The following is a 19,205-nucleotide window of genomic DNA, read 5'->3' on the forward strand; positions in this document are numbered from 1 at the left end:
AGTTGTTGGCGTTGGCTGGCAATCCGCACCTGGTGCGGGTGGTGGGGGATCTGCGCAAGCGGTCGCGGCTGTACGCGTTGCCGGCGCTGGCCGACCGGGGCGGGTTGACGGCCTCGGCGGCCGAGCACGTGGAGTTGCTCGAGCTGTTGCTGGCCGGCGACGCGGTGGGTGCTGAGCGGCTGATGCGCCAGCACCTCGGGCACGTTCGGTCCCTGTGGGCGGCGTCGCAGGAGTCCTGAGCCGGTCGGGAGGTCCATGGTGTGACACCGGATCCGGCTTGTGTGCAATGCAATGTCACATGTCTCTTGAGAAGGTGTGAGCTGTGACATATGGTATTGCACTGTCGCTGCATGCGGCACTCGAAGGCGCTACCCACCTCGCCGGCCCGCCATCAGGCCACCCCGACACCGTCGCCTGAGCCGATCGCGGCTCGTCGCGCCGGGGGAGCGCACGCGTATCCCTGCCTCTGCCTCCGCTGCCGCGCGGGCAGATCCGCTCCGCAGAGAGGAACAGCCGTGATCGCACCCTCGGCCGGTGTGCTTCGGCGGGCGAGACATCTCGCCGTCGCCGGGGTCGCCGTCGGCCTCACCCTCGCTGGACTCGCCGGCCCGGCCACCGCCGCGCCGGCCGACCAGCATCCGGCCTCGGCCGGATGGACGCAGCTCGACGGCAAGTGGACGCAGATCCAGGCCGGTCATCCGCACGCCGCTCTGAACGCGAAGACGGTGGCGGAACAGCGACAACGCGCCGCGACCTCCGGCGGGCTCGCCCCGCGCAACCAGTACGACCTCCAGATGGCCTACCACGGCGGCCAGGACTCGATCGGCGTCACCACCGGGCCGCCCAAGGTCTACCTGATCTACTGGGGCTCGCAGTGGGGCAGCCAGTCCAAGAACGCGGACGGCGACACCGTGCTGTCCGGCGACCCCGAGAGTTCGGCCCCCTACCAGCAGGAGTTCTTCAAGGGGCTGGGCACCAACGGCGACGGCTGGAGCGCCGTGATGACCCAGTACTGCGAGGGCGTCGCGGCCGGATCCACCGCCTGCCCGGCGGGCGCGCCGCACGTTGGCTACCCGCAGGGCGGCACGCTGGCCGGCGTCTGGGTGGACGACAAGGCGCCGGCGCCGGGCTCCGCGACCGAGCCGCAGATCGCCGCCGAGGCGGCCGCCGCCGCTGCGCACTTCGGCAACACCACGGCGCAGCAGAACCGCAACGTGCAGTACGTGATCAACACCTCGCAGGGCACCGACCCCGACAGGTGGCTCGAGTTGGGCTACTGCGCCTGGCACACCTTCGAACGCACGTCCTTCGGCACCATCCCGTACACGATCATGCCGTACCTGACGGACAACAAGTACTGCGGCACCAACTGGATCAACCCGGGACAGCGCGGCCACCTCGACGGCTACGGCATCATCGGCGGCCACGAGTACGCCGAGACCATCACCGACCAGAACGCCATCGGCGGTTGGACGGACGCCACCAACCAGGAGAACGGCGACAAGTGCGCCTGGATCCCGCAGGGCAGCAACGGTGGCCTGTTCAACCTCCAGCTCGCCACCGGCACCTTCCCGGTGCAGACCACCTGGTCCAACTACGACCACGCCTGCACGGGCAACGACCCGATCGTCGCCAACCCGCCGTTGGTGCTCAGCGCCATGTGCGACCGCACCACCCAGCCCGGCGACCCGGTCAGCGTGCCGGTCATCGCCACGGACGCCACCAGCGGCAGGGTCGGCTACGGGGCCACCGGGCTGCCGGCGGGCCTCTCGATCGACCAGGCCACCGGCGTCATCACCGGACACACCACGGCGACCGGCTATCACGACGTGCACGTGACCGCGTCGGACACCCAGGGCAACCGGCAGGAAACCCGGTTCTGGTGGGGATTCTTCCCCGGTCGGACGGGATGCCTTGGTGTCGAACAGTTCGTCGACGCCGGCTTCGAGAACGGCTCGGCCACCGTCAACGGATCGGCGATGGACGGCGCGTGGAACCCGTCCACCTACAACCTGATCACGCCGTCCTCGGCGCACCAGGCGCGCACCGGAAGCTGGTACGCGTGGCTCGGCCAGAACACCGCAACCGACGACTCGATCCAGCAGTGGGTGGAGACCACGCCCGGCTACACCGAGGAGACATTCTCCTTCTACCTCAACGTGGCCACCACCGACACCGCCACGAACCCCGAGGACACGCTGTCGCTTGAACTGGTCGACCAGTACACAGGGCACACCCTGGCGACCGTGCGGACCTGGTCGAACCTGGACGCCACCAAGGACTACGGGTTCCAGTCCGTGAACCTGACGCCGTACGTGGCCGCCGAGTTCGGCTCGACGGTGGCGATCAAGCTGGTCTCGCACGAGACCAGCGGCAAGACCGCCTTCCTGATCGACGACACCTCGCTGCGGCTGTTCTGAGGGTCTGTTCCGATTGATCGCCCTGGCGGGCGGGGATCTCACGTCCTCGCCCGCCAGGGCCATGCGCCAAGCGAGGTTCGATGCGTGCCACCACAATCCTGGTCGGCGACCTCACGGTCGAGGTGTCCGCCACCGGGTGCGAACACCTGACCGCCGACACAAGTGCCCTCGCCGAGGGCGTCGTCGAGCTGCGGGTGACCGCGCACGGCGGCGAGCGCGCGACAGTCACGGTCTCCTGGGAGATGCCGTGTCTCGACCTCGTCGGCTACTGGACACCGCGCAGCCAGGACCATCGCTGGCTGCCGGCGGTCTGGGCCGAACCCAGGACGACCTCGTTGCTCACCGACGCGCCGGTCGGCTCGCTGGTGGCCGGCGCGGACACGAACCGGTGCACCTTCGCCGCCGCCGAGACCCGTCGTCCCGTGACGATCGCGGTCGGCGTGCGCGAGGAGACGGGGGAGTACGAGGTTCGGGTCACCCACGAACTCGCCGTCGGCGAGGAGCCCGACTCGCTGCGGCTGCTGCTTGACCTGTCCGACCGGCACTTCGCGGCCTGCCTCGCGGACGTGGCCGACTGGTGGCGGGCCGACCACCGCAGGGCGCCGGTGCCCGCCGTCGCCCGCAGGCCCGCGTACTCCACCTGGTACGCGCACCACCAGCACGTCGACGCGGCCGCGGTGGAGCGCGAGGCCGCGCTGGCCGGGAAACTGGGCTGCGACACCATCATCGTCGACGACGGCTGGCAGACCTCGGACACCCGCCGCGGCTACGCCTTCTGCGGTGACTGGGCGCCGGACCCGGTGAAGTTCCCCGATCCGGCCGGACACGTTGCCCGCGTGCGCGCACTCGGCCTCGGCTACCTGCTCTGGTACGCCCTGCCGTTCCTCGGGCGGGACAGCGCAGCCTGGCCCCGGTTCCACGACCGCTGCCTCAGCTACGACGAGGACCTGCGGGCCGGTGTGCTGGACCCGCGCTATCCGCAGGTGCGGGCGCACCTGGTGGCCTCCTGCGCGCAGGCCGTGCGGACCTGGGGCGCGGACGGCCTGAAGCTCGACTTCGTCGACGCCTTCGCGGTTCCCTCGCCACCGACCGTCGGCCGGGACGCGGACTGCGACTCGGTCGAGGAGGGTGTCGACCGGCTGCTGCGGGAGCTGGACAGCACGCTGCGGGAGACCAACCCGGAACCGCTGGTGGAGTTCCGGCAGGGCTACGTCAGCCCGGGGCTGTGGCGGTACGCGACGATGGTGCGCGCGACGGACTGCCCGCTCACCCCGGCCGAGAACCGCGTGCGCACGGTGGATCTCCGGCTGGTGTGCGGGCCGCTGGCCGTGCACGCCGACATGCTCACCTGGCATCCGGACAGCCCACCGGAACAGGTCGCCGGCCAGCTGATCAACGTCCTGTTCGCGGTGCCACAGATCTCCGTGCCGCTGAAGGAGATCGACCCCGCCCAGCGGGACGTCGTGGCGTTCTGGCTCGGCTTCGTGCGCGAACACGCCGTGGTGTTGCAGTACGGTGAGTTCCGCCCCAGCGGGCTCGAACTCGGCTATCCGTTGGTCCGCGCGACCGACGGCCGGACCTCGATCGTCGGTCTCTATGCTGAGACTGTGGTCGAGTTCCCCCAGCGGTGCCGGGAGTTGTTGGTGGCCAACGCGAGTGCGGCCGACCGGGTCACGGTCCGCGCGGCCGAGGACCTGACCGGGCTGCGGGTGACCGCGCACGACTGTCGCGGGCGGGTGGTGGCCAGCGTCGAGGACATCGACCTGCCGGCCGGCGTGCACGACCTGCCGGTGCCCGTCGGCGGCCTGCTGAGCCTGCGGCGGCCGCTGTGATCGGCGACCGGAACGAACTGTTCAGCCTGGACCCCGAGGTCGCGCACCTCAACAACGGCTCGTTCGGCGCGGTGCCGCGCCAGGTGCAGCGCGCCCAGGACCTGCTGCGCGCCGAGATGGACCGCAATCCCATGCGGTTCTTCACCAGGGGGCTGCCGGCGCGCATCGCCGACGCGCGTCGGCAGGTCGCGGACTTCCTCGGCGCGGCACCCGGGCTGACCGCGTTGCTGCCCAACGTCACCGCGGCGACCTCGGTCGCGCTCGGCACGATCGACCTCGGTCCGGGGGAGGAGGTGCTGGTCACCGACCACGGCTACGCCGCGGTGACCTCGGCCTGCGCGCGGCGCTGCCGCGAGGCGGGCGCGACACTGACCGAGGTGTCGATTCCCTTTGCCGCGACCGACGACGAGGTCACGGCCGCGATGCTCGGCGCGGTCGGCCCGCGCACCAGGCTCGCTGTGGTGGACCACGTCACCTCGCACACCGCGCGCACCCTGCCGGTGCGACGCCTGTGCGCCGAGCTGGCGCGGGCCGGTGTCGCGGTGTTGGTGGACGCCGCGCACGCGCCGGGCATGCTGCCGGAGCCGGTCGCCGGCACGGGCGCGGACTTCTGGATCGGCAACCTGCACAAGTGGGCGTTCTCGCCGCGTTCGGTCGCCGCGCTCGTGGTCGCGCCGCGCTGGCGTTCCTCGGTGCGCCCGCTTGCACTGTCCTATGAGGACTCGATGGGATTCCCCGCCGCCGTGGAGTGGCAGGGCACGCTCGACTACACGGCCCTGCTCGCCGCCCCCGCCGGCCTGGCGATGCTGGCGGAGCTCGGCCTGCCGGCGATGCGCCGGCACAACTCGGCCCTTGCCGCATACGGACAGCGCGTGGTGGCCGAGGCGCTCGACCTGGATCCGGCCGGCCTGCCCGGCGAGGAGGCGTTGGCCATGCGGGTGATCCCGCTCCCCGTGGCGGCGGCGCCGGACGAGGCGTCTGCGGTCGCCCTACGGGAGCGCATCGCCGACGAGCTGCGCTGCGAGGTGGCGCTGAACTTCTGGCGGGGCAGGCCGTTGCTCCGATTGTCCGCGCAGGTCTACAACGACGAGGCCGACTTCGACCGGCTCGCGGCCGGGCTGCCCGGCCTGCTGCGCTGAACGGGCCGTCGCGGTCGACCGACCGCGACGGCCCGTTCAGCTCGCCCGAATCGAGCGGCACCGGCCGGTTCCGGACCGGCCGCTGACCCGCTGTGCGCTCGGCCCGTCGAATCTCCGCACAGCGTGCATTTCGGAATAATGACCACGGAGCTCCCTGACTGGTCGAATGGGTTCATATCAGCGGAACCCGTCAGGCGATATGTCACACTTCAAACTTGACACTTGACGAATCGCGCGACGGCCCCCTGCCGGTGTCGCGGTCGTCAAGCACGAACACCTGCGCGTGCGCATCTTCGTGGCGGAGCAGAACCCTGACTGCGCCGACTGACTATGCAACCGGAGTGTTGATGCAGACATTGGAACTCCGCCATCTTCAAGCTCTGTGTGCGATCGCCGACACCGGCAGCCTGCGTCGTGCGGCGTCGGTGCTCGGCTACTCCCAGCCAGCGTTGACCACCCAACTCCAACGGATCGAACACTACTTCGGCGAGCCGTTGTTCGACCGGGGCAGCGCGGGGGTGGTGCCGACACCGTTCGGCGTGGAGATCATCGCCCAGGCCCGCGACGTGCTCGCCCGTGTGTACGCCATCGGGCGGCGCCCGCCGAGCAGAACCGCGGGAGCGAACCGGGTCCTGCGGCTGGCCGCGACCAACACCCCGATCCTGTCGGGGCTCCTGGCCAGGCTCCGCGCCGCGCTGCCGGATCTGGCGTTGACCGTCAGCAGCGTCTACTCCTCTTCGCAGATCGTCGAACTCCTGGAGGCCGCCGAGCTGGACGCCGCGATCGGCGTGGACTACCCCGGACTGGAGCTGCGCCATTCACATGCCGTGGCGCACCGGGGCATCGTCACCGAGCCCTCGTTCGTCGCGCTGCCCGCGAGCCACCGGTTGGCGCACAAGATGGAGGTCTCGCTCAGGGAACTGGCCGAGGACGCCTGGTTCCTGACCCCCGACGACGGCGCGGGCTGGCCCGGCGTGTTCTACACCGCCTGCGGCGCGGCGGGTTTCAGCCCGGCGACCGTGCACGAGTTCCTCGGCGATCGGATCCAGCTCCAGAATATGATCGCCGACGGGCTCGGCGTCTCGACCGTGCAGGCGACGTTCCAGCCGGCCGACGGCGTCGTGGTCAAACCCCTGACCGGCACGCCCCTGTGGTGCCGCTACCTGTTGGCCTGCCGCGTGCCTGGCGTCGCCGACGAGGTCTCCGACGCCGTCCACCGGTCCGCGACGGCCGCCTACCGCGACCTCGTCGCGCGCGCCCCGCACTACCAGGCGTGGGCGTCGCGGACGTTCTACGCGCCTCGCCGTTAGGCCGTGTCCCGTGGATCTCTTTCCTGCTGCGCGGGGCCCAGGCGCCGCCTCGCCGCGTTGCGCCCACGCCCCCATCCAACACCGGGATGGGGACGCGTGCGCGCCTTGCGAGACGACACCTGGATCCCCGCTCGCGACGGAAAAGACCCACGGGACACGCCCTCACGCCGTCGCAACGCGGTGCGGGGGAGGGGAGGCACCTGCGCCTCCCCTCCCCCGCACCGCACTCACGCGTGTCAGTACTGCGTGCTGACGGTGACTCCGCTGAACGCGGTGGTCGCGTACAGGCTGATGTAGCGGTATCCGGCGGTGGTGTTGGTGACGGTGATGCTCTCGTCGTTCCCCGCGCTGGTCGACTTGGCCGTGTAGGCGGAGTTCGTGGCCCAGGAGGTCGGGTTGTAGTAGAGGTCGGCGTTTCCGGTGCCGCCGCTGGTGGTGACCTTCAGGGTGACGGAGCCGGCCGGCAGGTAGATGTACAGGTAGTCCAGGTTGCCGGCCGTCGCGGACTGGTTCGTGCGCGAGCAGCCCTGGTCCATCACCCGCGAGTCGGTGGCGGTGCAGGCAGGAAGGGTGCTGCCGCCGCCGGCGAGCCCGTCGAGCCAGCTGTTGAAGTCGGCGTCGTACTTCGTGCCGATCCCGGTGTTGTAGACCGCGTAGCCGCCGGTGTAGTCGCCGGTGCGGAACTTGGCCAGCATGGCCTGCACGTCAGCCGGGTGCCGCTCAATCATGTACCGCACCGAAAGGTAGCCCCACGGGTAGGTGCGGGTCTGGTCGGAGTTGGCGTAGGTGCTCTGCCACAACGTGCTCAGCGAGTAGGTGTGGTTGGGAGCGTCGTCGAGCGCCTCGGTGTCGGGGACGCCGCGGTAGCTGTAGGAGATGTACTCCGCGAAGCCCTCGATCCACCAGATGTCCGGGACGGACTGGCCGGCCTCGAAGTCGCCGTAGGTGTCATACCGGCCGTCGAGGTAGTGGGTGTACTCGTGGTTGAGGTTCCAGATGTCCGCGGGGAAACCGTCGTTGACGCTCTTCACGTACGACAGGAAGCGGGCCTGGTTGCCGGCGGCGGAGGGGTCGCCCTCGAGGTATTCGCCGCCGTTGTTGGTGGAGTTGCCGAAGATCCAGCCCGAGTAGGTCTGGTAGTCCTTGGGGCTGGCGAACGTCACGATCTGGATGTTGGTGTTGTGGTCGTTTGCGACCGGGCCGTTGTCCTTGACGATGCCGTGGAAGTAGGCGTCCTGGCCCTGGAGGCTGGTGCACGCGGTGGCCAGGGCGGCGTTGGTCAGCGACTGGGCCCGGAAGGTGTGCCCGGCGTCGCAGTTGTAGGTGATCGGCAGTGCCGCTGCGGTGAGCTTGGCCGTGAAGTCGCAGGTGCCGTAGGAGGAACACTCGGCCTTGTCGTACGCGTCGGTCATCGCGGCCACCCCGACCCACAGGGGCGCCGTCGTGCCGGTGATCGCCGAGGCGCCGAGCAGGCCCTTGGCCAGCGGCCGGACCTTGGCCTGGAGCGCTGGGGTGTCCAGGAAGCGGGCGGTCTCGCTGCCGGCGTTGGAGTCGAGGTAGAACCAGGTGTCGTTCAGCTTGGCCTGGTGGTTGAGCGCGAACGTGCTCAGCGTGTCGATGATGCTCGGGTCGGCGGTGACGGCGGTGATGTACGCCGGGTTCCAGTGACCGCGGAAGATCGGCGTGAAGACGGAGTTGACGGCGGAGTCCATGCTCCAGTACGCGTCGTAGGAGCTGTTGTACGCGTTGAGCACCTGCTTGTAGGTGTTCAGGTAGCGCGCCTGCTCGTTGGCGCTGTCGGTGAGGATGAGGACCTCGCCGAGGACGTCGCCGTTCGCCGAGCTGACGTCGAGGAAGTGCGGCGAGGCCACGAAGGTGTCCAGGCCCGCTTCGGTGGCCGAGGCAAGGGCCTGGCCGTAGGACCCGACGTCGGCGGCGTGGTAGGACTGCACGTAGTAGCCGGCGCGCAGGAACAACACGAGCTGCCACACGTTGCTGGAGTTGTCGCCGGGATAGGTCGCCGACACGGAGTGGAAAGCGTTGGCGACGGTGACCATCTGGGCTTCTTGGAACACATTGCGGGCGTCGGTTCCGGTGAGGGTGAACAGCGAGTTGACGCAGTTCATCGTCGAGGACTCGACGTAGGTGACCAGCGCGGATCCGCTCCGGCTACCGAAGTCCGCTGCGGTGCAGGACTGCGCGGCGGCGAGTGACGCCGTTTTCCGGTCGGCTGCGACCTTCGACGGGTTCTGCGATTCCACCGGGCTGAGCGGACGCTGGTGGGCGGCGTCGAGCTGGCCGCGTTGCGCGGTGGCCTGGTCGGAGGTGGTGCTGGTCGAGCCGAGCGGCCGTGTTGCCTTGGTCGTCGGCGAGACGCTGGCGGCGACCTGGGCGGCGGCGTTCGGGACAGGGGCCGCGAACGCAGGCGAGGCAAGGAGGCCGACGGTGGTGAGGCAGGCCGCTAATCCGGCGGCCAGTGATCTGGGCAGGGCAGACCTGTGGCGCATCAAATGCTCCCTCGTGAACGGAATGCAGCGCCTCGAAGAACGGTAGGTGAGGCGTGTAATGAAACTCTCACCCGCCCGTGCCGATGGCAACGGAATGGGCGATAGAACAATTGTCCAGCCGGCTATAACATCCGCGAGGTCGCGCAACGGTGAAACGGCTTGACCTTCGACACGGGTCGAAGGCTTACCGTCGGGCATGACCACGATGCGGATCTCCCAGCTCGCCGAACGCTGTGGCGTCCCGGCCACGACACTGCGGTTCTACGAGGGCGCCGGTCTGTTGCCGGCCGGCCGTTCCTCCTCGGGGTACCGGGTCTACGGCGAGGAAGCGGTGCGGCGCCTGGCGTTCATCACCGCGGCCAAGCAGCTCGGTCTGCCGCTGGAGGAGATCCGCGACCTGCTGGCGGTGTGGGAGGCGGGTGCCTGTGCCGAGGTGAAGGCCGACCTGTTGCCCAGGATCGCCGCGCACCTCGGCGAGGCCGAAGGCCGCGTCGCGGAGCTGGCCGCGTTCGTCGCCTCGCTGCGCGCCTCGCTGGACCGCCTTGGCGCGCTGCCGGATCGGGCCGGTCGGTGCGATCCCGAGTGCGGCCTGGTCGCGCCGATTCCGTCCGCCACCCCGAGAGTGCGGGACGACGCCGCGTCGGCGGGTCGTCACCCGGTCGGCGAGTCCTGGCGCACCGCGCCCGTGGCCTGCTCGCTGTCGAGCGCGGGACTTGCCGAGCGCGTCGAACAATGGCGTGCGGCCGTCGCCGGCGCTGTGCGCGTCGAGATCCCCGACGGCGTGCGGTTGACGCTGCCGGTGGAGCGGGCCGGCGCGGTGGCGGCGCTGGCCGCGGCCGAGCTGGAGTGCTGTCCCTTCCTCTCCTTCCGGCTCGAGCTGGAAGGAGGAGGTCGGGAGCTGCGCATGGAGGTCCGTGCGCCAGCAGGCGGAGTTGCGCTGCTCAGCGAGTTCCTGTGAAGACAGTGTCCCTTCTCCGGCGAACGTGATCCACGATACCCCCATGGGGTACTTGCGCGAACCGGTTGATCGACTTACTGTCTCCGTCAGATACCCCAAGGGGGTATGAAGTACCTAGAGACGGAGACCGTTATGTTGACCGCAGAAGTGAACCCGCGACGGTGGTGGGCGCTGGCGTTCATCGCGCTCGCCCAGTTCATGGTCATCATGGACACCTCGATCATCGGTGTCGCACTGCCCAGGATGCAGACCGACCTCGGGTTCTCGCCGGGCAGCCTGTCCTGGGTGTTCAACGCCTACGTCATCGCGCTCGGCGGCCTGGTGCTGCTCGGCGGGCGGCTCGCCGACCTGTTCGGCGCGCGCCGCATGTTCGCCGCCGGTTGGGCGATCCTGCTGGCCGGCTCGGTCGTGGCCGCGCTCGCCGGCACCGCCTGGGTCGAACTGGCCGGCCGCGTGTTGCAGGGCGCCGGATCCGCGCTGATCGCGCCCGCCTCGCTCACGCTGCTGATGATGCTGTTCGGCGGCCAGCCCAAGGAACTGGGCAGGGCGTTCGCGATCTACGGCGCGGCCGCACCGGCCGGCGGCACCGCCGGGGTGTTCCTCGGCGGCGTCATCACCCAGTGGCTGTCCTGGCCGTGGATCTTCTGGCTGTACGTGCCGATCGCGCTGCTCGCCATCGCCGCCACGCCGCGCCTGATGCCCACGGCACCCGCACGTCGCGGCTCGGTCGACGTGGTCGGCGCGGCCTCGGTCACCGCTGGCCTCGCGCTCGCCGTGTACGCCATCGTCCGGGCACCCGAACTGGGCTGGGGCTCGCTCCGGACCATCGGGACCCTGGCCGGGGCCGTCGTGCTGCTGGGGATCTTCGTCGCGGTGCAGCGCGCCAGGAAGGAACCGTTGGTGCGGCTGGCGATCTTCCGCACGCCCAACCTCGGCGGCGCGAACCTCGCGCAGTTCGTGCTCGGCGCGGCCTGGATCCCGCTGTGGTACTTCTTGAACCTCTACCTCCAGCAGGTGCTCGGGTACGGCGCGTTCGCCAGCGGCGCGGCCCTGTTGCCGATGACCGTGCTGATCGTCGTCCTGATGGTGGCGGTCGCGCCGAGGCTGATCGCGAAGTGGGGCTTCAAGGCCCTGATCCTCGGCGGCCTCGCCGCCCTCGCGGTCGGCCTGGTGTGGCTGTCCTTCGCGCGCCCGACCGGCAACTTCGTGGTGGACGTGCTGCCCGCCTCGTTGGTCGCCGCGCTCGGCCAGGCGCTCGCGTTCATTCCCTCGCTCGGCACCGCGATCTCCAGCGCCCGCCCGGAGGAGGGCGGCCTTGCCTCGGGCATCGTCAACACCTCCTACCAGGTCGGCTCCGCGCTCGGGCTCGCGGCGATGACCGCCGTCGGCATGTCGCACGGCGCTGGCAGGCTCGGCGACACCGTGGCGCTGACGAATGGCTTCTCCGCCGCGTTCCTCGGCGCGGCCGGTGTCGCGGTGGTCGGCGGGATCCTCGCGATGCTGACGCTGCACACCGCGCCGAAGGCGGTGACCGTTCCCTCGGAGCCGGCGTCGAGCCAGCCCGGCTGACCGAGGATGCCAGGACGCCACCGGGGCGTCGATCGCCTGGCGTGACCGCCGAGCCCGCGCGGCTCGGCACGTCACGCGGAGATCGACGTCCCTCTCGCGTGGTCGGGGCCTCGGTCAGCCGAGGATGAGGAACAGGGCGCCGGCGAAGGCCAGGTAGAACAGCGCGCCGAAGGACATGTTCCGCGCGGTGAAACGCTTGGTGTGCAAGAGGAACAACAGGTAGACGATCGCGGCCGTCGTGGCGAGGCCGGACGCCAGCAGCGCGCCGTCGAAGCGCCACGGAGTGAACAGCAGGCCGAGGCCGCTCGGCACGGTCGCCTGGATCATCATCGCGCCGGAGATGTTGGCCAGCGCCAACGGCATCTTGCCCTGGCGGACCCAGATGATGGCGTTCATGATCTCGGGCAGCTCGGTGGCGATCGGCGACAGCAGCAGCGCGGTGACCGCGGCGGGCAGCCCCAGCATCGGCCCGACGGCGTCGAGTTGGCGCACGAACAGTTGCGAGGCAACGAAAATCACGGCCAGCGCGGCGAGGGTCTGCGCGATGACCGCCCAGGTCTGCGGCTGCCGGCGTCGACGCTGGAGCTTCAACGGGGCCAGCTCCTCGTGCCCGCCGTCGCCGTCGTCGCCGCCGCGGATCTCCTTCCAGAAGTACACGGCGTAGGCCGCGAAGAACAGCAGGCCGAGCCACGGCTTGACGGCGAACGCGACCAGGCCGAGCGCCACCTTGACGACGAAGATCGTCAGGAACCAGGTCTGGTCCCTGGCCAGTTTGCCGACGTCGCCGAGATCGTCACTGGGCAGGCCGGCGCCGCCCCGAGTCCCGGTGCCGACGCCGACCGCGACCCGGGCGCGCCGGCGGGAGAGGATCATCCAGCCGGTCACCGCGTACGCGACCGTGGCCAGCGCGAGCGGGCCGCCCATCGCCGCGCCGACGCCGATGTCCTTGGCGGCGGCGCCGTCGCCGAAGACCACCGCCACGAACGTGACGACGCTTTCGGGCAGCGCGGTGCCGAACGCGGCCAGAATCGTGCCGACGGCCAGCGGGCCGACCTTCAGCCGCTGGCCGAGCCACTCCACGGCGTTGACGAACAACTCGCACGACAGGTAGATCGCTACCGCGCACACGATGAGCAAGACGAAATGAATCACGAGTCCGGTGTCCCTCCGCGTCAACCGCAGGAGTCGCGAACCCGGAACATCCTCACCGAGACCTCGACCCATACGGCGACACACGTCGCCTACGGTCGAAGGTCTCGTCCACCTCACCAGGGATGAGGCTCGGCCACCGGGAGCCCGCCAAGGCTCCAGCATGTCGACGACCGACGGAGGACTACTCCCCTTCAGGCGCGCAAGGGTAGCCCAGTTGGCCGAGGGTTGCGACTCGGGGCGGCGGCTGTGCTCTCGCCGTCACGGAGGGTGGAGCTACCGCGCTACTTCGGGTGATCGGTGGCCGATGCCGAGCGCGGCGGGGTGAAGCGCAGCACGTCGATGCCGTGCGAGTACTGGGCGGCGTACACGAGTCCGTCGTGGAACGCCGGTGTCGCGGCCGTGCTGCCCTTCGGGACGAAGTAGCCGACCTGGACCGGATGCCGTGGGTCGGAGAAGTCGATGAAGCGGGTGCCCTGGCCGTAGTAGGTCTGCACGAGGATGTTGCCGTCGCCGACCCCGGGCATCGGCGCGAAGAAGTGCGCCGAGCATTCGGTGTTGGGCTGCTCGCCAGGGTTTCCCGCCGGTCCCCACTGGCCGATCACGGTGAGCCGGAAGGGGTTCTCGGGCGTCGACCGCCACGCCTGGCCCTGGTAGCTGCCGTCGAGCGAGACGACCAGCAACCGGCCCGCGTCGGCGCAGGTGGCGCCGAAGTCCTCGTCGGTGACGAACAGCAGCTCGCCGGGCGCGAACCCGCCGATGGACCGCCACGGGTGCCAGGAGTTGTGGTCGAAGATGTAGTTCGCGTTGTTCGGGCTGATGATTTTCCCGCCGGCGTAGGGCACGGGATCGGCGGGCGAGGCAAGCCGGATCCGCCGCGCGACGGGGTCGTAGCGCCAGCCAGAGGTCCAGTACCCGCGAACGCCGCCGGTTCCGGAGGTCCAGGCGATGCCGGCGGCGTCAACGTCGGTGGCGTGCACATAGTCGGTGACGCCGTCGTTTCGGTTCAGGTCAACGGGATTCGGGAAGGTGGTCGGGTGTGCCGGGTCGCGCACGTCGGTGACCCAGGCCGGCTGCCCGTGCCACTCCGGCGGCTGGTTGCCTACGCCGGTGTGCGACGGCCCGCCGGTCCACAGGTACTGGCAGCGGGCTATGCACTCGGTGGTGTGGCCGCCGGGCTCGATGTGGGTGGTGATCAGGGTGGGTCGCCGGGGGTCGCGCACGTCCACGATCTGGATCGCCGAGGTGCCGGTCTGCTTGGTGCCGCCGAACGCGCGCGGATCCCGGGACAGGAACACCAGTTTGCGATCCTGGTCGACCTGGAGGTGCTCGCCCTCCCAGAAGCCCTTGGACACGTCGTCGCCGGGCAGGGCGAGCGCGGCGGCGGGCAGCTCGCCGATCAGCCGAGGATCGGCGGGATTGGCCAGCGACCAGGCGCGCAGCCCGAACGGGCCGTCCGCGAACAACACGTCGTGGTCGCGGTGCCCCGGATAGGCGATGAAGGCAAGCCCCGCAACACCTGTCGGCGTGTCAACGTGGGCCAGCCAGGACACGTTCTGCGCATCGACGGGTCCCGTCGGCGGGGACGCCGCCGGATCGGCCGTGGCCGCACTGGCCGCGCCGGTCAGTGTCAGCGCGGCGAGGATGGACGCGAACGAGCGAACCCAGCGCATACGTCACTCCTCGTTCCGAGGCGGCCACCACACGTGACCTGCCCAGTACTAACGAGATCTGGTTTCGCCGTCAAGGAGCCGGTTTGCGCTGTCCGACCGGTGGGACGGGGACGGCACCGCGGGCGCCGCCCCCGTCCGCCGTGGTCAGCCCTGCGACAGCAGGGTCTGCATCTCCTTGATCTCGGCCTGCTGGCCGTCGATGATCTGCTGCGCCAGCTTCTTCGCGTCGGCGTTGGCGCCGCCGGACAGCTCGGTGTTGGCCATCGCGACGGCGCCCTGGTGGTGCTTGACCATCAGCGAAAGCCACTGCCTGTCGAAGTCGGCGCCCTTGGCCGCCGTCAGCTGCCGCATCTCGTCGGCGCTCATCATCCCGGCTCCGGTGCTGTGGTCCATGCCCGGCATGCTCATGCCGGTCATCGACGCGGTCGCGCCCCACGCCGTGAGCCAACCGGTCATCCGCTGGATCTCGGGGTCCTGCGCCTTCTGGATGCGGCCGGCCAGGTCGACCACCTTGGGGTTGGTGGTTCGGCTGTCGACGAGCTTGGCCATGTCCAGCGCCTGCGCGTGGTGCGGGATCATCTGCTGCGCGAAGGTCACGTCGGCCTGGTTGTGGTCGCCCTGCTGGCTGGTCGGCGCGGCGGAGCTCGACCCGCCCATGGCGCCCATGTCGTGGCCGCCGTCGTTGTTGCTGCCGCAGCCGGCGAGTACCGCGCCGGCGGCCAGGACGGCGAGCGCCGTCCCGACCAGTGTCGTCCTGGTCATGCGTTCGTCCTCGAATCTCGTGTGCTGTCAACGGAGATGGCCGGAATGCGCTCCGCGCAGGGCGGCGGCGCATCGGCCATGTCACAGCCGCAGCACGCAGAGGGAGGACAGAAGTTCGGCGGTTCGTGGCACGGACGGCGGCCCGCGACCGGCCGTCGCGATCACCGCAAGGACGCGGTTCGACGCCCGCGCGAGCCGGCCGCGCCGGACCAGCAGCCCGGCCAGCATGAGGGCCGCGGCCGCCACCAGGACGGCAAGGCACAGGTGCAGCATGTCGTGCCCGCCCATGCCGTCGGCGCCGGACAGTTCGACGATCGCGCCGCGGTCGTCGCCGCAACACGGCGGGCCGCCCGCGTCCACGGCGTGCGCCATGACCGTCGGGGCCGGCATCGCCGACGACATCGGGTCGCCCGCGACCAGATGGTGCATCGCCGCGACACCAAGAACGAGCGCGCACAGCAGGACCCACCGGAGCGCTGCCGCGCGCACTGCGTCCCGGCCGTGGCGACCGCGCCGCTCAGTGGTGGTGATGATGGCCATGGTCACCGTGGTGTTCGGCCGGCTGGTGGTCGGGGGAGCCGCCCATCATCCGCATCATCTCCCGGCCGCCCGTGCGCAGGAACCGCACCAGCAGGACGGCGGCCAGGACGAGGAAGGCGATGTTGAGCCACGTCGTGTAGTTCCACGAGATGCCCTCGGTCATCACCATCGCGGAGCGCTGGGTCGGGATCAGCCCGCTGACCCCGAAGATCAGCTCGACCAGGTAGCCAGCGCCGACCATCGCGGCGTAGAAGGTGCCGAGCAGCACCAGCGCCATCCTGGTGCCGTAGTACTTCCGGTAGATGTTGAGGATCGGCAGGATGAGCAGGTCGGCGAAGATGAACGCGACCACGCCGCCGAAGCTGATGCCGCCGTTCCACAGCACCGCCGCCAGCGGGACGTTGCCGATCGAGCAGACGAAGCTGAGGATCGCCACGAACGGCCCGACGATCGGCCCCCACAGCGCCGACAGCGTCGGGTGGTCGGTGAGGAAGAAGTTGTGCCAGAAGCTGTCGGGCACCCACGCGCCGATGGCTCCCGCGATCAGCAGGCCGATCACCAGGTCGCGCAGGATGGCGGCCCACTCCATCACGAACACGTGCGCCACGGCGGTGAAGCCCTGCGGGGAACCGAGCCGTCGCCAGAACGTGCCGTCGCCCTGGACGGACATGTCCATCGCGGCGTGGCCCTCCATGGAGCCGGCCAGTCCCTTGTCGGCCTGCTCGCGGGCCTTCTCCAGCAAACGCTTGCGGACGAAGATCCGGAACAGCACGGCGAGCAGGACGATCATGATCGGTCCGCCGACGAACTCGGCGAGGGTGAACTGCCAGCCCATCAGCAGGGCGAGGATGACGCCGAGCTCGACGACGAGGTTGGTGGAGCCGATCTCGAAGGCCATCGCGGCGGTGAAGTTGGCGCCCTTGCGAAACAGCGAACGGGCCAGCGCGACGGCGGCGTAGGAGCAGGAGGAGGAGGCCGCGCCGAGCAGGGAGGCCACCGCGAGGGTGCGGGGCCGGTCGTCACCCATCAGACGGACCACTGTGGACTTGCGGACCACCGCCTGGACGACGGCCGACAGCACGAAGCCGAGGATCAACGCCCAGAGAATCTCCCAGGTCATCGATCCCGCCAACGCCAGAGCATGCCCGACCGCGCCCACGCCACCCGCTCCTACTCTTACCCTGTATAGGTATCTGCTCGTACTCTTTCCTCGCGGTTACCGGCCTGTCAAGTTGTTGTTGCCGCGGCGCGCCGGTGTCGCCGCCCACCGCCGCGACTCGCTGCGCTGCGTGTCCGCGCCGTCACCCGTTCGCGACAATCGGGACAATCTTCGATGTTTGGCCACCGTTTGCCAGATCATCGTCTTAGGCTCTCGGTCGCAGGCGCTCTGACCAGTTCGTTTGACGACCGTGTCGAGCCCCGTCGTCTGCTGTGTGCGCGTGACTCGAGGAGCAGCTATGAGGAAATCCAGGGCAGCCTCCGGGCTGGCGTTGTTGGCTGGCGCCGCGCTCTTGCTGAGCGCGTGTGGCGGGGGTGGGACCGGCAACGGCGGGTCGGACGGTTCGCCGCAGAACCTGAACCCCGGTCAGATCGGTGGTGCGGACCAGGTCTTCAAGCGGCCGACGGTGTCCGACATCGGCGACGTGGCCGTGGCCGTGGAGGAGAACTTCCACAACTACAACAACTACACGGGCGCAGCGAACAACATCTCGAGCGTCTACGTGCTCAACCAGGTGCTGCCTTCGGCGTTCGTGGTCGACGTCGTGGACGGCAAGCAGATCATCAAGCTCGACGGCGACCTGATGGACTCGGTGACCGTCAAGTCCAAGGACCCGATGGTCGTCGAGTGGAAGGTCCGCAAGGAGGCGGTCTGGTCCGACGGCCAGCCGATCGACGGCAAGGACTTCTACCTGCGGTGGCTCGCCGCCACCAGCAAGGTGAAGGTCGGCACCAGCACCAGCACGGGCGACCCCGGCTCCGGGTTCGACTCCTCGCCCTCCGGCTACGACCAGATCAGCAAGGTCGAGCTGGCTGACGGCAACAAGACCATCACCACGACGTTCAGCAAGCCCTACGCCGACTACCGGTCGCTGTTCTCCCGATTCGGCGCCAACGGATTCCTGCCGGCGCACATCCTTGAGGCGAAGACCGGTATCCCGGACATCACCAAGGTGACCGACGCCGACCAGCCCTCCGTGGACAAGGCCGCGAAGTTCTGGACCGAGGGCTGGAAGGGCTTCACCAAGGACGTCGCTGTGTCCGGCGGTCCCTACCTGATCGATTCCGCGGACCTGAAGGACCAGACGGTCCTGGTGCGCAACCCGAAGTACTTCGGTGCCAAGGGAGGTCCGGCCAAGCTGACCATTCGCACCAACTCCGACTCGCAGGCCGCGATTCAGCAGCTCCAGAACAAGGAGGTGCAGGTCGCCGCTCCGCAGGCGGAGTCAGCGGTGGTGCAGGCGGTCCGCAACGACGGTTCGCTCAAGGCCTTCGTCGATTCCGGTCTGACCTACGAGCACATCGACCTGAACATGTCCCGCCCGCTGTTCAAGGACATCGCGGTGCGTAAGGCCATCTTCCAGTGTGTGCCTCGGCAGAGCCTGATCGACAACCTGGTCAAGGACGTCAACCCGAACGCCAAGCCGCTGGGCAGCTTCATGTTCATGCCCAACGAGCAGGGCTACCAGGACCACTACTCGGACCTGGGCAACGGTGACGTCGCCGCGGCGAAGAAGACGCTCGAGGACGCCGGCTACAAGCAGGGCACCGACGGCGTCTACGCGAAGGGCGACCAGAAGGTCTCCTTCAAGCTGGGCCACAAGGTCGTGCCCCGTCGTGCCGACACCGTTCGCCTGGTGCAGGCGAAGTGCAAGGAGGCCGGCATCGACATCCAGGACGATCAGGCCTCGAACTTCAACGACAAGCGCCTTCCGGCCAGTGAGTTCGACGCGGCGCTGTTCGCGTGGGTCGGCAACCCGACCAAGTCGTCCGCGTTCGGCAACTACGCCACCAAGTCCGCCGGTGGCACGTCGAACTACAACAACTACTCCAACCCCGAGGTGGACAAGGAGTACGCGGATGCCAACGGGGAGCTGGACTTCCAGAAGCGCGTCGACATGCTGAACGACGTCGACAAGAAGATGCACGACGACTACCACAGCCTGCCGCTGTTCCAGCTGCCCGACTTCGCCGCGACCAACGCCGGGTTCGGCCCGGTCAGCTACGTCGGATTCGCCGGCGGCGTCACCTGGAACGCCGAGGTCTGGCAGAAGAATTAGTGGACTCGAGGCACTGACGGGACCGGGGGTCGGCGATTGAACACGCCGACCCCCGGTCCCGTTGTCAG

General features: G+C 69.5%; 14 protein-coding genes. 8 read left to right on the forward strand and 6 right to left on the reverse strand.

Annotated elements, in window-relative coordinates:
• The 5 genes from F0L68_RS15915 to F0L68_RS15935 all read left to right on the forward strand — a co-directional run.
• Nucleotides 1-239 (forward strand): FCD domain-containing protein (locus tag F0L68_RS15915; RefSeq protein WP_149850360.1); only part of this gene is annotated, 239 nt, incomplete at its 5' end.
• Between the two features lie 276 nt (nt 240-515).
• Nucleotides 516-2,420, forward strand: a complete 1,905-nt coding sequence (locus F0L68_RS15920; protein ID WP_149850361.1) for an Ig domain-containing protein — start codon at nt 516-518, stop codon at nt 2,418-2,420.
• A gap of 80 nt (nt 2,421-2,500) precedes the next feature.
• Nucleotides 2,501-4,252, forward strand: coding sequence for a glycoside hydrolase family 36 protein (locus F0L68_RS15925; protein ID WP_149850362.1), 1,752 nt, complete (start codon nt 2,501-2,503; stop codon nt 4,250-4,252).
• Nucleotides 4,249-5,391 (forward strand): aminotransferase class V-fold PLP-dependent enzyme, encoded by a 1,143-nt coding sequence (locus F0L68_RS15930; protein ID WP_223198829.1) that lies wholly within the window; start codon nt 4,249-4,251, stop codon nt 5,389-5,391. The genes F0L68_RS15925 and F0L68_RS15930 overlap by 4 nt, the downstream gene beginning before the upstream one ends.
• Nucleotides 5,392-5,738: 347 nt before the next feature.
• A complete protein-coding gene (locus tag F0L68_RS15935) occupies nt 5,739-6,701 on the forward strand; it encodes a LysR family transcriptional regulator (protein ID WP_149850363.1) in 963 nt (320 codons plus the stop codon).
• A 236-nt stretch (nt 6,702-6,937) separates the two neighbouring features.
• Here F0L68_RS15935 and F0L68_RS15940 read toward each other — a convergent pair whose 3' ends face one another.
• Nucleotides 6,938-9,208, reverse strand: a complete 2,271-nt coding sequence (locus F0L68_RS15940; RefSeq protein ID WP_149850364.1) for a M9 family metallopeptidase — start codon at nt 9,206-9,208, stop codon at nt 6,938-6,940.
• Between the two features lie 196 nt (nt 9,209-9,404).
• Between F0L68_RS15940 and F0L68_RS15945 the strand changes: the two genes are divergently transcribed.
• Nucleotides 9,405-10,166 carry a MerR family transcriptional regulator gene (locus F0L68_RS15945; RefSeq protein WP_149850365.1) on the forward strand — a complete coding sequence of 254 codons (762 nt, stop codon included), beginning with the start codon at nt 9,405-9,407 and terminating at the stop codon, nt 10,164-10,166.
• A 132-nt stretch (nt 10,167-10,298) separates the two neighbouring features.
• A complete protein-coding gene (locus F0L68_RS15950) occupies nt 10,299-11,735 on the forward strand; it encodes an MFS transporter (protein ID WP_149850366.1) in 1,437 nt (478 codons plus the stop codon).
• Between the two features lie 114 nt (nt 11,736-11,849).
• Here F0L68_RS15950 and F0L68_RS15955 read toward each other — a convergent pair whose 3' ends face one another.
• The 5 genes from F0L68_RS15955 to F0L68_RS15975 all read right to left on the reverse strand — a co-directional run bounded on the left by F0L68_RS15955 (nt 11,850) and on the right by F0L68_RS15975 (nt 17,018).
• Entirely contained in the window at nt 11,850-12,887 is a 1,038-nt protein-coding gene (locus F0L68_RS15955; protein ID WP_149850367.1) for a sodium:calcium antiporter, read from the reverse strand.
• A gap of 281 nt (nt 12,888-13,168) precedes the next feature.
• Nucleotides 13,169-14,557 (reverse strand): LVIVD repeat-containing protein, encoded by a 1,389-nt coding sequence (locus F0L68_RS15960; RefSeq protein WP_149850368.1) that lies wholly within the window; start codon nt 14,555-14,557, stop codon nt 13,169-13,171.
• Nucleotides 14,558-14,701: 144 nt separating this feature from the next.
• Nucleotides 14,702-15,319, reverse strand: coding sequence for a DUF305 domain-containing protein (locus F0L68_RS15965; RefSeq protein WP_149850369.1), 618 nt, complete (start codon nt 15,317-15,319; stop codon nt 14,702-14,704).
• Between the two features lie 81 nt (nt 15,320-15,400).
• Nucleotides 15,401-15,859 carry a DUF6153 family protein gene (locus F0L68_RS15970; protein WP_149850370.1) on the reverse strand — a complete coding sequence of 153 codons (459 nt, stop codon included), beginning with the start codon at nt 15,857-15,859 and terminating at the stop codon, nt 15,401-15,403.
• Nucleotides 15,837-17,018 (reverse strand): permease, encoded by a 1,182-nt coding sequence (locus F0L68_RS15975; protein WP_149850371.1) that lies wholly within the window; start codon nt 17,016-17,018, stop codon nt 15,837-15,839. The genes F0L68_RS15970 and F0L68_RS15975 overlap by 23 nt, the downstream gene beginning before the upstream one ends.
• Before the next feature lie 298 nt (nt 17,019-17,316).
• Here F0L68_RS15975 and F0L68_RS15980 point away from each other — a divergent pair, with 298 nt between their 5' ends.
• Entirely contained in the window at nt 17,317-19,137 is a 1,821-nt protein-coding gene (locus F0L68_RS15980; protein WP_149850372.1) for an ABC transporter family substrate-binding protein, read from the forward strand.
• Nucleotides 19,138-19,205 lie beyond the last annotated feature (68 nt).

Source organism: Solihabitans fulvus (assembly GCF_008386585.1).
GTDB classification, from domain to species: domain Bacteria; phylum Actinomycetota; class Actinomycetes; order Mycobacteriales; family Pseudonocardiaceae; genus Solihabitans; species Solihabitans fulvus.

Coding starts and splice junctions, on each gene's coding strand:
- F0L68_RS15925 (WP_149850362.1), top strand. CDS start 2,501: ATGCGTGCCACCACAATCCTGGTCGGCGACCTCACGGTCGAGGTGTCC.
- F0L68_RS15935 (WP_149850363.1), top strand. CDS start 5,739: ATGCAGACATTGGAACTCCGCCATCTTCAAGCTCTGTGTGCGATCGCC.
- F0L68_RS15940 (WP_149850364.1), bottom strand. CDS start 9,208: ATGCGCCACAGGTCTGCCCTGCCCAGATCACTGGCCGCCGGATTAGCG.
- F0L68_RS15945 (WP_149850365.1), top strand. CDS start 9,405: ATGACCACGATGCGGATCTCCCAGCTCGCCGAACGCTGTGGCGTCCCG.
- F0L68_RS15950 (WP_149850366.1), top strand. CDS start 10,299: ATGTTGACCGCAGAAGTGAACCCGCGACGGTGGTGGGCGCTGGCGTTC.
- F0L68_RS15960 (WP_149850368.1), bottom strand. CDS start 14,557: ATGCGCTGGGTTCGCTCGTTCGCGTCCATCCTCGCCGCGCTGACACTG.
- F0L68_RS15965 (WP_149850369.1), bottom strand. CDS start 15,319: ATGACCAGGACGACACTGGTCGGGACGGCGCTCGCCGTCCTGGCCGCC.
- F0L68_RS15970 (WP_149850370.1), bottom strand. CDS start 15,859: ATGGCCATCATCACCACCACTGAGCGGCGCGGTCGCCACGGCCGGGAC.
- F0L68_RS15980 (WP_149850372.1), top strand. CDS start 17,317: ATGAGGAAATCCAGGGCAGCCTCCGGGCTGGCGTTGTTGGCTGGCGCC.